Raw genomic sequence first — 13,453 nt, forward strand, 5'->3', positions numbered from 1 at the left:
CAGCATTCACTCGCGGCGGGGCCGGAAACGCGGGCGGCCGTGGCTGGCGCCGGACTTGCATCGGCCCCGGGTTGCGCTTGCGCCATGTAGGACGGCGCCCGGTGGACGCCGGTCAAAACGACGTGTTACGGTGTAACGCGATGCCACAGCTACCGCTAATCGAACCCAATACCGCCCTGTTTCTCGACTTCGACGGCACGCTGGCCGACCTGGCCCCGCGGCCCGAACTGGTGCAGGTCGAACCAGAACTGGTCGGCACGCTGCGCACGCTGTACCAGCGGCTGGACGGCGCGCTGGCCGTCATCTCCGGGCGCCCGATCGTCGAACTCGACTACTTCCTGCAACCGCTGCAATTGCCGGCCGCCGGCATCCACGGCGCCGAATTCCGCACCGACGGCGGCATGGTGTCCAAGACCCCGGCCCCGGGGCTCGAGCCCCTGATTCCCCACCTGGAAGCGCTGGTGCGCGCCTACCCGGCGCTGCGGCTGGAGCGCAAGTCGGTCGCGGTCGCGATCCACTACCGGCAGGCGCCCGAGCTGGCCGGCATCGTCGATGCCGCGGTCACTGACGTATTGCGCCATGCCGTCGGCCTGGAAGCGCTGCCGGGCAAGATGGTGGTCGAGATCAAGCCGGCCGGCGTCGACAAGGGCGATGCCATCGCGGCCTTCATGAAGGCCGCGCCCTTTGCCGAGCGCGTGCCGCTGTTTGCCGGCGACGACCTGACCGACGAGCCCGGCTTCGCCGCGGTGCGCAAGCTGGGCGGGCTGGGCGTGCTGGTGGGCCAGCGCGAGACCGTCGCCGCCGTCAGCGTGCCCGGTCCGGCGGCGCTGCGCAGCTGGCTGCACCGTTCGGCGCATGCGCTGGCGTCATCCGCCGGCGCACCGCGCGCCGTGCCCCACGAGGCCGGGCCAGGCCGGGGCCGGCGCCCAACGACATCGTAAGGGAGAACCCGTCGTGATCCATCCGAGCAGCCCCGGAGAACTGGGCAAGCCGTCGAGCGAAGGCGTCAACCGCACCGTGGACGGCGGCACGCGCTTCGCCAACCCGTCGCTGTCGCTAGGCATGATCGGCAACTGCGCGATCTCGGCGCTGGTCGACTGCCGCGGCCGCATCGTCTGGTCGTGCCTGCCGCGCTTCGACGGCGACCCGGTGTTCAACGCCTTGCTCGACCCGAGCGAGAACGCCGGCCATTTCTCGATCGAGATCGAGGACTTCCATTCGTCGCGGCAGTGGTATGAGCCCAATACCGCGGTGCTGCGCACGCGGCTGACGGACACCCATGGCAACTGCCTGGAGATCACCGACTTCGCGCCGCGCTTCTTCCGGCTCGGGCGCTATTTCCGCCCGACCACGCTGATCCGCCGCATCCGCCCGGTGCGCGGCGCGCCGCGCGTGCGCGTGGTGGTGGCGCCGCGCTTCGAATGGGGCCGCAAGGCGCCGCAGACCACGCGCGGCAGCAGCCACGTGCGCTACATCGGCGACGACATGACGCTGCGCATGACCACCGACGCACCGATGGCCTACGTGCTGTCGCACACGCCGTTCCTGGTCACGCGCGGGTACAACTTCATCCTGGGCCCCGACGAAACGCTCACGCACGGCGTGGAAGAGACCGCGCGCGACTTCGAGCAGGAAACCACCGCCTACTGGCGCCTGTGGAGCCGCCGGCTGGCGGTGCCGCGCGAATGGCAGGACGCGGTGATCCGCGCCGCCATCACGCTGAAGATGTCGCTGTTCGAAGAGACCGGCGCCATCGTCGCGGCCATGACCACCAGCATTCCGGAAGCGCCGGGCAGCGGCCGCAACTGGGACTACCGCTTCTGCTGGCTGCGCGATGCGTTTTTCGTGGTGCGCGCGCTCAACAGCCTGTCCGAGGTCGGCACCATGGAGGACTACCTGCGCTGGCTGTCCAACGTGGTGATGCAGTCGCAGGACGGCCATATCCAGCCGCTGTACGGCATCGGCCTGGAGCGCGAGCTGCCCGAAAGCATGCTCGACCACCTGCCCGGATACCGCGGCATGGGGCCGGTGCGCGTGGGCAACCAGGCGCAGGAGCACTTCCAGCATGACGTCTACGGCAACGTCGTGCTGGGCGCGGCGCAGGCCTTCCATGACCACCGGCTGCTGCATCGCGGCGGCCCGGCCGAGTTCGCCCGCCTGGAAACGGTGGGCGAGCAGGCGGTGCGGGTGTTCGGCACGCCCGACGCCGGCATGTGGGAGCTGCGCACGCGGGCGCGGGTGCATACCTCGTCGGCACTGATGAGCTGGGCCGCCTGCGACCGCCTCGCCAAGGTCGCCGAGAAGCTGGTGCTGCCCGAGCGCGCCGCGTACTGGCACGGCCACGCCCAGCGCATGAAGGAACGCATCCTGGCCGAGTCGTGGAGCGAATCGCGCCAGGCCTTTGCCGAGAGCTTCGGCGGGCGCGAGCTGGACGCCAGCGTGCTGCTGATGGCCGAGGTCAACTTCATCGACCCGCGCGACCCGCGCTTTATCGCCACCGTCAAGGCGCTGGAGACCACGCTGTGCGATGGCCCCTATATGCGCCGCTACGAGGCCCCTGACGATTTCGGCAGGCCCGAGACCGCGTTCAATATCTGCACCTTCTGGCGCATCGACGCGCTCGCGCGCATCGGCCGACGCGACGAGGCGCGCGAGATCTTCGAGGCCATGCTGGCCGCGCGCAACCCGCTCGGGCTGCTCTCGGAAGACACCCATCCGGTCACCGGCGAGATGTGGGGCAACTTCCCGCAGACCTATTCGATGGTCGGCCTGATCAATGGCGCGATGCGGCTGTCGGCGCCGTGGGACACCGTGATCTGAGCCGGCGCGCGTGGCGGCACCAAGAACAAAGGACTGAAGAAAAACATCTATGCCAAGACTTGTAGCGGTATCCAACCGGGTCGCAGATCCCCGCAACGTCGCCGCGGGCGGCCTGGCCGTCGCGCTTTCGGAAGCCCTGCGCCAGACCGGCGGCCTGTGGTTCGGCTGGAGCGGCAAGGCGCTGGAAACCGCGCAGGGCGGCACGCCCGGTGAAGGCGACCTGCACCTGCAGCAGGCCGGCAACGTCACGCTGGCGACGGTCGACCTGTGCCGCGAGGACCATGACGCCTATTACCAGGGCTACAGCAACGGCGTGCTGTGGCCGGTGTTCCACTACCGGCTGGACCTGGCGGACTTCGATTCCAACTTCCTGAACGGCTACCGGCGCGTGAACCAGCTGTTCGCACGCAAGCTGGCGCCGCTGCTGGAGCCCGACGACATCATCTGGATCCACGACTACCACCTGATCCCGCTGGCGTCCGAGCTGCGCGCGATCGGCTGCGGGCAGAAGATCGGCTTCTTCCTGCACGTGCCGCTGCCGCCGCCGCTGATCCTGGCCGCGATCCCGCAGCACGAGTGGCTGATGCGCGCGCTCTTTGCCTACGACCTGCTCGGCTTCCAGAGCCATGCCGACGTCGAGCATTTCTCGCGCTACGTGCAGGCCGAAGCGCAGGCCGAGCCGATGGGCGAGCACCGCTACCGCGCGTTCCACCGCACGGTGCGGGCGCAGGCGTTCCCGATCGGCATCGACGTCGACGAGTTCATGGAACTGGGCCGCGGCGAGGAAGCGCAGGAAACCTACGAGATGATGTGCGCGCAGTACGCGCGCCGCCGGCTGCTGCTGGGCATCGACCGGCTCGACTATTCCAAGGGCCTGCCGCAGCGGCTCAAGGCGTTCTACCGGCTGCTGGCCGAATACCCCGAGAACCGCTCGAGCGCAACGCTGGTGCAGATCGCCGCGCCGTCGCGCGAATCGGTCGACGCCTATGCCGACCTGCGCCGCGAGATGGAGCAGCTGAGCGGTTCGATCAACGGCGAATTCGGTGAGCTGGACTGGATGCCGGTGCGCTACATCCACCGCACCACCGCGCGCAAGCGGCTGCCGGGCCTGTGCCGCGCCAGCCGCGTGGCGCTGGTGACCCCGCTGCGCGACGGCATGAACCTGGTGGCCAAGGAATTCATCGCTGCTCAGGATCCCGAAGACCCTGGCGTGCTGGTGCTGTCGCGCTTTGCCGGCGCGGCCGAGCAGCTGCGCGAGGCGCTGCTGGTCAATCCCTACGACACGCGCGCCACCGCGCAGGCAATCCAGCAGGCGCTGCACATGCCGCTGGCCGAGCGCCAGCAGCGCCACCAGAAACTGCTGGAGCGCATCCGCGCGCAGGATGTGCACTGGTGGAGCCGTGAATACCTGCGCGCACTGACTGAGACCGAGGGCGCATAGCGCAAGCGCGTTCCTGCAGAAGGCGGGGGCGTCCCGGTCGGGGAGCAAGACCATGAGCGAAAACCTGGCAGCGCAATCCTGCACGCCTTGCCGTGGCGGCGTGCCGCCGCTGACGCCCGACGAAGCCGAGGCCCTGCTGCAGCAGGCACCCGGCTGGGAACTGGCGGACGGCGCCACGCGGCTCGAACGGCGTTTCAGCTTCGGCAATTTCGCGCAGGCGCTGGCCTTCGTGAACGGCGTCGGACAACTGGCCGAGGCGCAGGGGCATCATCCCGAGATCAGTTTCGGCTGGGGGCATGCCACGGTGTCGTGGCGTACGAAGAAGATCAAGGGGCTGCATCGCAATGATTTCATCATGGCGGTGAAGACCAGCGAGCTGGCGGAAGGGGACGATGGTGACGGCGGCTGAGGCCGACGCTGTCTGGACGACGGCGCGCGGCGTTAGCGTGTGAACTACTGCAAGCCGGTCCCCTCTCCCGCTTGCGGGAGAGGGCTAGGGTGAGGGCCAGCGGTTGCGGACCAACCCGCCATATCGCAAGGCAAGCGCCTGCCCTCACCCCCGGCCCCTCTCCCGCAGGCGGGAGAGGGGAGAAAACCGGCGGGATTCGTGCGCCTCAGTCAGCGCAAATCCGCCGGCGTATCAATATCCCTGAACGCCCCTTCCTCTTCCGTCAGGATCCGCGTCACCGGCTTGTCCTTCAGCAGCGCGCGCGCGCCCTCGTCGCCCTCCAGCGCCAGCAGGGCCTCGCGCCAGGCCGCGCCAAAGCCAACCGGATGCCCGCGCTGCCCATTGCGCCACGGTGCGGCGATGGTATCGGGCGTGGTGATGGTCAGCGCCACCGCGCGGATCAGCTCCATCGGCAGCCACGGCATGTCCGCCAGCGCCACCACCCAGCCGCGCGCTTCCGGCGTGGCCGCCACCGCGGCGCGCAGCGCCGCGCCCATGCCGGCCTCGGCCTCCGGCGCTTCCAGCACGCGGCAGCCGCCGCGGCGCAGTTCCTGCGCCAGCGCCGGGTTGCCGGGGCGGATCACCGCGATCGACTCCGGCAGCGCGGCGGCCAGCGTGCGGGCGCTGCGCCAGGCGACGGTGCGCCCGCCGGGCAAGACCTCGAGCAGCTTGTTGCGCTGGCCGGCGGCATCGAAGCGGCGGCCGAAGCCGGCCGCCAGCAGGATGCCGGTGGGCAGGTCGGTGCGGAGCAGGGGGGCGTTGGGGGCGGCGGTCATGGCGGCACTCGCGGGGTCGTCAGGCAGGATCGGGCGCCACGTCGCAGCTGCTGCCGGTGCTGGCAGCCATCTCGCGCGCGGCCTTGGCGCCTTCCACCTGCAGGATGTCGGGCAGCGATACGTGGTTCTTGGCCGCGATCACCTCGGCCAGGATCGAGATCGCGATTTCCGGCGGCGTGCGGCTGCCGATATAGATGCCCACCGGGCCGTGCAGGCGCGCCAGCTGCAGTTCGGTCAGGTCGAACTCCTTGAGCCGTTCGCGGCGCGCCTGGTTGTTGCGGCGCGAACCCAGCGCGCCCACATAGAAGGCGCGGGTGCGCAGCGCCTCCATCAGCGCCAGGTCGTCGAGCTTGGGGTCGTGCGTCAGCGCGATCACCGCGCTGCGCTCGTCCAGCTTCATGTCGGTGACGGTGTCGTCCGGCATGGTGCGCACCATGGTGACGCCGGGGATGTCCCAGGTCTCGGTGTACTCCTCGCGCGGGTCGCAGACGGTGACCTGGAAGCCCAGCCCCACCGCGATCTGGCACAGGTACTTGGACAGCTGCCCGGCGCCGATCACCAGCATGCGGTAGCGCGGGCCGTGGATGGTGAGCAGGGTCTTGCCGTCGAACGCCAGCCCGTCGGTGGCATTGGCCGGACCCAGCGTGGCCGCGCCCGTGCCCAGGTCGAGCGTGCGTGCGACCAGGCGGCCGTTTTCCACCGCATCGAGCAGCTCGGCGATGCCGCTGGCCGGCTTGAGCGGCTCGGCGACCAGTTCGATGGTGCCGCCGCAGGGCAGGCCGAAGCGGTGGGCTTCCTCGGCGCTGATGCCGTACTTGATCGCTTCGGGGCGGTCCGAGGTGATCCCTTGCTTGCGCACGCGGTCGATGATGTCGTCCTCGATGCAGCCGCCCGAGACCGAGCCCACCACCAGGCCGTCGTCGCGCACGGCCAGCATCGCGCCTTCGGGCCGGGGCGACGAGCCCCAGGTGCGCACTACCGTCACCAGCAGCACGCGATGGCCTTGCTGCTGCCACTGCACGCTGTTCTTCAGGACTTCGAGATCCACGCTGTCCATGATCGTTTCCGCTTCGCTTGTTCTGTCGGTTCGTTATCGGGGTTGTCGCCGGCGGCTGCGGCGGGGGCGCCCTCGGCCGCTGGCGTGCTGTCTGTGGCGTCAGGGGTGACGGCCTCGGTGAAGCGCGCAAAGAAGGTGTCAGCCATCTTGCGTGCCGCGGCGTCCACCAGCCGCGAGCCGATCTGCGCGATCTTGCCCCCCACCTGGGCGTTGACGGTATAGGTCAGGACAGTTTCCTCGCCGTCCGGTTCCAGCCGGACCCGCGCACTGCCCTTGCCGAAGCCCGCGGCGCCACCCTGGCCGTCGAAACGGATGGTGTAGCTGTCGGGCGCCTGGATGTCTTCCAGCGCCATGCGGCCCTTGAAGCGCGCCTTGACCGGGCCCACCGCGGCCGTCATGGCCAGCAGGTAGGCGTGGTCGCCGTCGGGCTCGATACTCTCACATCCGGGGATGCATTGCTTGAGCAGCTCGGTGTCGTTGAGCGCTTCCCATGCCACCTGCTGCGGGACCGGCAGGCGCTGGCTCTGGTTCATTTCCATGGCGGGGCTTCCTTGTTTGGCGTGGCGGGGGCGGTGGCCCGGGGCGGGCCGCCGTGGTCGGACAGCAGCGTCTCGAGCGCCAGCAGGCTGTCCAGGTTATGGGCCGGGCGCAGCGCGTCGACGTGCGGCAGGATGGCTTGCACGCCACGCGCCTGCGGCGCGAAGCCGGGGTAGCGCAGCAGCGGGTTGAGCCAGACGATGCGGTGCGCAAAGCGGCGCAGCCGCGCCATCTCTGCGCCCAGCAGGTCGATCTGCTCGTGGTCCAGGCCGTCGGTGACCAGCAGCACGGTGGCGCGCCCGGACAGCGTGCGCCGCGCCCAGTGGCGGTTGAAGCTCGCCAGCGCGGGGCCGATGCGGGTGCCGCCGGCCCAGTCGCGCACCTGCGCGGTGATCACGGCGACGGCCTCGTCCGGGTCGCGTTCGCGCAGCGAGCGGGTGATGTTGGTCAGCCGCGTGCCGAACAGGAACACCGACATGCGCTCGCGCGACTGCATCAGCGCATGGCAGAAGTACAGCACCGCGCGCGAGTACTGGCTCATCGAACCGGAAATATCGAGCAGCAGCACCACTGGCGGCTTGCGCTCGGCGTGCTTGCGGAATTTCCAGCGCAGCCATTCGCCGTGCTGGCGCACCGCCAGGCGCGCGCTGGCGCGCAGGTCGGCGTGGGAGCCGCAGGCGGCGGCGCGCAGCCGGCGCGTGCGCTGCAGCGCCAGGTGGGCGCGGCGCGTGCGCACCAGGTGCTGCAGCGCGCGCCATTCCTGCGCGGTCAGAGTGTCGAAGTCGCGCTGCGCCAGGCGTTCCTGGTCGGAGAAGGTCAGCGGCACGTGAACGCGCTGCGCTTCCGTCTGCGCCGGGCGCGCTGGCATGTCGGGCTGGCGCGCGGCCAGCGCATCGGCCAGCCGGTTGCTGCGCCTGGGCGGCGGCGCGCCGGCGTCGACGCGCGGCAGCAGCAGCGCGCGCAGCTTGCCTTCCCAGTCAGGGTCGCGCCAGAACAGGTCGAAGGCGGCGTCGAACAGCGGGCGCTGGTCGGGGCCGGACAGCACCAGCGCCGCCAGCGCGGCGCGCACCTCGTCGCGCTGGCCGATATCGACCAGCCGCAGCGCGCTCAGCGCATCGACCGCGTGCGCCGGCGACAGCGCAAAGCCGCCATCGCGCAGCAGCCGCATGAAGTGGGTGACGTTGCGCGCCAGCACCGGCAGTCCCGCTGGCGGACCGCCGCTGCGCGCGCCGGCGTGCAGCATCGGCACGGCTCAGCCTCCCGGCGCGGCGCCCGCCAGCAATTCCGCCACGGTGGGGCCGTCGACGCGCGCCAGGTCGTCCTGGTACTTGAGCAGCACGCCCAGCGTATCGCGCACCGATTGCGGATCGAGTTCGGTGGTGCCCAGCGCGGCCAGCGCGCGGCACCAGTCGATGGCCTCGGCGATGCCGGGCGCCTTGAACAGGTCGATGCCGCGCAGCCGGTGCACGAAGTCGACCGCCTGCACCTGCAGCGCGGCCGCGGCCTCGGGCGCGCGCGCCGCGACGATCTGCAGTTCGCGCTCGCGCTCCGGATAGCCGACCCACTGGTACAGGCAGCGGCGCTTGAGCGCGTCATGGACCTCGCGCGTGCGGTTGGAGGTGATCACGATCAGCGGCGGGCGCTCGGCGCGGATCACGCCGATCTCCGGGATCGACACCTGGAATTCGGACAGGACTTCGAGCAGGAAGGCCTCGAACGGTTCGTCGGCCCGGTCGATCTCGTCGATCAGCAGCACGCGCGGCACGTCAGGTGCGGCGGGGTCGGGCAGCAGCGCCTCCAGCAGCGGGCGCTTGAGCAGGTAGTCGTCGTGGTACAGCGATTGCGCCTCGGGCCGCTCGCCGCGCGCCTCGGCCAGCCGCAGCGCCATGATCTGGCGCGGGTAGTCCCATTCGTACAGCGCGCTGGCGGCGTCGAGCCCCTCATAGCACTGCAGCCGCAGCAGCCGCGTGCCGAGCACGCCGGCCATCGCCTGCGCCAGCGCGGTCTTGCCGACGCCGGGCTCGCCCTCGAGAAACAGCGGGCGCTGCATGCGCAGCGCGAGGTAGAGCACCGTGGCGGTTTCGCGGTCGGCGAAGTATTGCTGGCGGGCGAGCTGGGCGAGGGTGTCGTCGATGGAGGTGGGGAGCATGATTTCTAGGCTGGGCGTCACTACGCCTGGCGGTTTGCTCCCCTCTCCCGCGTGCGGGAGAGGGGCGGGGGTGAGGGCGGGCGTTGGCAATAGCGAGGGCGCCTGCTCCGTGGATGCTCCGGCCCTCACCCCCGGCCCCTCTCCCGCCTTGCGGGAGAGGGGAGCACACAATCGGAAACGGGAAACGCCACTAACTCTTCACCGCCGCCTCCACCGCCCTGGCAGCCAGCACCGGAATCAAATGCGCCCGGTACTCCGCCGACCCATGCAGGTCGGCATTCAGCCTCGCCGCGTCGATCTTCACCGCGCGCGCTGCCTGCGCGGTGAAATTCGCCGACAGCGCCTGCTCCAGCGGCTGGCAACGGAACACGCTGTCCGCCGCGCCGGTGACGGCCACGCGCACCGTCTTGCCGGTGCGCGCCACCATCACCCCCACCAGCGCGAAGCGCGACGCCGGGTTGGCGAACTTGACGTAGGCGGCCTGGTCGGGAATCGGGAAGCGTACCGCGGTGATCAGCTCGTCCGCAGCCAGCGCGGTCTCGTAGAGGCCCTTGAAGAAATCGTCGGCCGCGATGCTGCGGCGGTCGGTGACCACGGTGGCTCCTAGTCCGAGCACGCCTGCCGGATAGTCGGCGGCGGGATCGTCATTGGCGAGCGCGCCGCCAATGGTGCCCATCGCGCGCACCTGCCGGTCGCCGATGCCGCCGGCCAGCGCCGCCAGCGCCGGGATGCGCTGGCGCACCTCGGCGTTCCCGGCGACGTCGGCATGGCGCGCGGCGGCGCCGATGACGACCTCATTGCCTTCGACGCGGATCGCGGCCATGCCGGGAATGCGCGCCACGTCGACCAGCGTCGAGGGCGACGCCAGCCGCAGTTTCATCGCCGCCAGCAGGCTCTGGCCGCCGCCGAGGAACTTGGCGTCGGGATCGGCCTTGAGCCTGGCGACCGCCGCCTGGGCATCCGCGGCGCGTTCAAAGTTGAATGCGTACATGTCGGTTTCCTTTGCGGTGCGGTGGGGTCAGGGTTGGGGCTGCGCGGCCTGGATCGCCTGCCACACGCGGTGCGGCGTGGCGGGCATCTGCACATCCTTCACGCCCAGCGGCGACAGCGCATCGACCAGCGCGTTGATGAACGCCGGCGGCGAGCCGATCGCGCCGGCCTCGCCGCAGCCCTTGACGCCCAGGGGGTTGTGCGTGCATGGGGTGCCGCTGGCGGTCTCGACGGTGAAGTCGGGCAGGTCGGCGGCGCGCGGCATGGCGTAGTCCATGTAGGAGCCGGTCAGCAGCTGGCCGCTGTCGCTGTCGTAGACGCACTGCTCCAGCATGGCCTGGCCCAGCCCCTGGCCGATGCCGCCATGCACCTGGCCTTCGACGATCATCGGGTTGATGATATTGCCGAAGTCGTCGACCGCGGTGAACTTGACCACCTGCGACTCGCCGGTGTCGGGGTCGACTTCCACCTCGCACACATAGGCGCCGGACGGGTAGGTGAAGTTGGTCGGGTCGTAGAACGCGTTTTCGTTCAGGCCCGGCTCCAGCTTGTCGAGCGGGTAGTTGTGCGGCACGTAGGCGCTCAGCGCGACCTCGCCGAAGGTCTTGGTGCGGTCGGTGCCGGCGACGCGGAACACGCCGTTGCTGAACTCGATGTCGGAGTCCGATGCCTCCAGCAGGTGCGCGGCGATCTTCTTGGCCTTGGCCTCGATCTTGTCGAGCGCCTTGACGATGGCCGAGCCGCCCACCGCCAGCGAGCGCGAGCCGTAGGTGCCCATGCCGAACGGCACGCGCCCGGTGTCGCCGTGCACGATCTCGACCTGGTCGAGCTGCAGCCCGAGCCGGTCAGCCACCACCTGCGCGAAGGTGGTCTCGTGCCCCTGGCCGTGGCTGTGCGAGCCGGTGAAGACCGTCACCGTGCCGGTCGGGTGCACGCGGATCTCGCCCACTTCGAACAGGCCCGCGCGTGCGCCCAGTGCGCCGGCGATATTGGAAGGCGCCAGCCCGCAGGCTTCGATGTAGCAGGAATAGCCGAGCCCGCGCAGCTTGCCGCGCTGCTTCGCTTCGTCGCGCCGGGCCGGGAAGCCGTTGACGTCGGCCAGCTCCTGCGCGCGCGCCAGGCAGGGCTCGTAGTCGCCGGTGTCGTAGGTCAGGCCCACCGGGGTGGCGTAGGGGAACTGGCGGATGAAGTTCTTGCGGCGCAGTTCGGCCGGATCCAGGTTGAGCTCGCGCGCGGCGGTTTCGACCAGGCGCTCGACCACATAGGTGGCCTCGGGCCGGCCGGCGCCGCGGTACGCGTCGACCGGCGCGGTGTTGGTGAAGACGGCCTGCACCTCGGCGTAGATCGCGGGCGTGGCGTACTGGCCGGCGAGCAGGGTGGCATACAGGATGGTCGGCACGCTGCTGGCGAAGGTCGACAGGTAGGCGCCCATATTCGCCACCGTATGCACCCGCATCGCCAGGAACTTGCCGTCGGCGTCGAGCGCGAGCTCGGCCCTGGTCACGTGGTCGCGGCCGTGCGCGTCGGTCAGGAAGGACTCGGACCGGTCCGCCGTCCACTTGACCGGGCGGCCGATCTTCTTCGACGCCCAGGTCAGCGCCACGTCTTCCGGGTACAGGAAGATCTTGGAGCCGAAACCGCCGCCCACGTCGGGCGCGATGATGCGCAGCCGCGACTCGGGCAGGCCGAGCACGAACGCGCCCATCAGCAGGCGCTCGACATGCGGGTTCTGGCTGGCGACGTAGACGGTGTAGCTGTCGTCCTGGCGCGCATAGCTGGCGTTGACCGCGCGCGGCTCGATCGCGTTGGGAATCAGCCGGTTGTTGACGATTTCCAGCGTGGTCACGTGCGCGGCCCTGGCGAAGGCGGCGTCGGTGGCGGCCTTGTCGCCGTGGCCCCAGGTGTAGCAGGTGTTGGCCGGCACCTCGTCGTGCACCAGCGTCGACGCCTGCGCGGCATCGGCGGCGCCGACCACGGCGGGCAGCTCTTCGTAGTCGACGTCGATCTGCTCGGCGGCGTCGCGCGCCTGCTGCAGGGTCTCGGCGATCACCAGCGCGACCTGGTCGCCGACGTGGCGCACCTTGTCGTGGGCGATCACCGGGTGCGGCGGCTCCTTCATCGGCGTGCCGTCGATGCTGTGGATCAGCCAGCCGCAGGGCAGGCCGCCGACCTTGTCGGCGGCGAGCTCGGCGCCGGTCAGCACGGCGATCACGCCGGGCGCGGCCTCGGCCGCGGTCTTGTCGATCTTGCGGATGCGCGCGTGCGCGTGCGGCGAGCGCAGGAAGTACGCGTAGCTCTGCTGCGGCAGCACGATGTCGTCGGTGTACTGGCCGTTGCCGGTCAGGTAGCGGTAGTCTTCCTTGCGCTTGACGGAGGCGCCCACCAGGCGCTGGTTCTCGGGTGCGTTCATGGCGGTCTCCGTTATTCAGCGCCGGCCGTGGCGGACTGCATGCCCGCCTGGCCCTGCTGCACCGCGCGCACGATATTGTGGTAGCCGGTGCAGCGGCACAGGTTGCCCTCCAGGTGCTTGCGGATGGTGGCGGCGTCGGCGTCGGGATGTTCCTGAACCAGTGCGGTCGCGCTCATCACCATGCCGGGCGTGCAGAAGCCGCATTGCAGCCCGTGGCATTCGCGGAACGCCTCCTGCATCGGATGCAGGCCGTTGCCGGGCTTGTCGCCGGTCTTGGCGGCCAGCCCTTCGATGGTGGTCACGGTGGCGCCGTCCGCCTGCAGCGCCAGCAGGTTGCACGACTTGACCGCCCGGCCATCCAGGTGGACCGTGCAGGCGCCGCACTGCGCGGTGTCGCAGCCGACGTGGGTGCCGGTCAGGCGCAGCTGTTCGCGCAGGAACTGGACCAGGAGGGTGTTGGGTTCTACCTGCGCGTCGACGGGCTTGCCGTTGACCGTCAGGCGGATCGGAATCGCCATGCTTGTCTCCATGTGGGGTGGACGCGCATGACCAATTCCCAGATCCCGAAAGCCACTGCGCGGGACTGGCCACGACGCGGTACTGCCGTTTGGTACTGCCGCTTAAGACGGCTATAGGACGGCTAATTCGTGATATTGGTGCTGCCGCTGCAACTGCCATGGGTGCGCCAGCGAACGTTGCGGCCGGCGCGTGGGCGCGGCCGGCGAACGTTTGGCCGCGACAGGCTCTAACAGTTAATCACAAATCAAGCACAGGTGCCATGTGGTTTGCCCGCGCCCCGTTCGGGGCACGCCCGGCTAGAATGAG

Annotated in this window: 12 protein-coding genes; 4 read left to right on the plus strand and 8 right to left on the minus strand. The window is 70.1% G+C overall.

The window, feature by feature from the left end:
* Positions 1 to 140 precede the first annotated feature (140 nt).
* From otsB to CBM2594_RS03250, 4 genes are read left to right on the plus strand one after another with little or no spacing between them, the layout of a single operon-like run.
* Complete coding sequence (otsB, locus tag CBM2594_RS03235; RefSeq protein WP_116355576.1) at positions 141 to 941, plus strand: trehalose-phosphatase; 801 nt, start codon at positions 141 to 143, stop codon at positions 939 to 941.
* A 13-nt stretch (positions 942 to 954) separates the two neighbouring features.
* Positions 955 to 2,820, plus strand: a complete 1,866-nt coding sequence (locus CBM2594_RS03240; RefSeq protein WP_116355577.1) for a glycoside hydrolase family 15 protein — start codon at positions 955 to 957, stop codon at positions 2,818 to 2,820.
* Between the two features lie 49 nt (positions 2,821 to 2,869).
* Entirely contained in the window at positions 2,870 to 4,261 is a 1,392-nt protein-coding gene (otsA, locus tag CBM2594_RS03245) for an alpha,alpha-trehalose-phosphate synthase (UDP-forming) (RefSeq protein WP_116355578.1), read from the plus strand.
* A 52-nt stretch (positions 4,262 to 4,313) separates the two neighbouring features.
* Positions 4,314 to 4,670, plus strand: coding sequence for a 4a-hydroxytetrahydrobiopterin dehydratase (locus CBM2594_RS03250; RefSeq protein ID WP_116355579.1), 357 nt, complete (start codon positions 4,314 to 4,316; stop codon positions 4,668 to 4,670).
* A 209-nt stretch (positions 4,671 to 4,879) separates the two neighbouring features.
* Here the strand turns inward: CBM2594_RS03250 and CBM2594_RS03255 are convergent, their stop codons facing one another.
* From CBM2594_RS03255 to CBM2594_RS03290, 8 genes are all read right to left on the minus strand, one after another.
* Entirely contained in the window at positions 4,880 to 5,485 is a 606-nt protein-coding gene (locus CBM2594_RS03255; RefSeq protein WP_116355580.1) for a nucleotidyltransferase family protein, read from the minus strand.
* A gap of 19 nt (positions 5,486 to 5,504) precedes the next feature.
* A complete protein-coding gene (locus tag CBM2594_RS03260) occupies positions 5,505 to 6,542 on the minus strand; it encodes an XdhC family protein (protein WP_116355581.1) in 1,038 nt (345 codons plus the stop codon).
* On the minus strand, positions 6,515 to 7,081 hold the full coding sequence (locus CBM2594_RS03265) for a CoxG family protein (protein WP_116355582.1): 567 nt from the start codon (positions 7,079 to 7,081) through the stop codon (positions 6,515 to 6,517). The genes CBM2594_RS03260 and CBM2594_RS03265 overlap by 28 nt, the downstream gene beginning before the upstream one ends.
* A complete protein-coding gene (locus tag CBM2594_RS03270) occupies positions 7,072 to 8,322 on the minus strand; it encodes a vWA domain-containing protein (protein WP_116355583.1) in 1,251 nt (416 codons plus the stop codon). Before CBM2594_RS03270 ends, CBM2594_RS03265 begins: the two co-directional genes overlap by 10 nt.
* A 9-nt stretch (positions 8,323 to 8,331) precedes the next feature.
* Positions 8,332 to 9,228 (minus strand): AAA family ATPase, encoded by an 897-nt coding sequence (locus tag CBM2594_RS03275; RefSeq protein WP_116355584.1) that lies wholly within the window; start codon positions 9,226 to 9,228, stop codon positions 8,332 to 8,334.
* A 190-nt stretch (positions 9,229 to 9,418) separates the two neighbouring features.
* A complete protein-coding gene (locus CBM2594_RS03280; protein ID WP_116355585.1) occupies positions 9,419 to 10,219 on the minus strand; it encodes an FAD binding domain-containing protein in 801 nt (266 codons plus the stop codon).
* A 27-nt stretch (positions 10,220 to 10,246) separates the two neighbouring features.
* Entirely contained in the window at positions 10,247 to 12,628 is a 2,382-nt protein-coding gene (locus tag CBM2594_RS03285; protein WP_116355586.1) for a xanthine dehydrogenase family protein molybdopterin-binding subunit, read from the minus strand.
* Positions 12,629 to 12,639: 11 nt separating this feature from the next.
* The gene (locus CBM2594_RS03290) at positions 12,640 to 13,146 is read right to left on the minus strand and encodes a (2Fe-2S)-binding protein (protein ID WP_116355587.1); all 507 of its coding nucleotides are present in this window, start codon (positions 13,144 to 13,146) and stop codon (positions 12,640 to 12,642) included.
* Positions 13,147 to 13,453 lie beyond the last annotated feature (307 nt).

It is taken from the genome of Cupriavidus taiwanensis (assembly GCF_900249755.1).
Classification (GTDB): Bacteria; Pseudomonadota; Gammaproteobacteria; order Burkholderiales; family Burkholderiaceae; genus Cupriavidus; species Cupriavidus taiwanensis_D.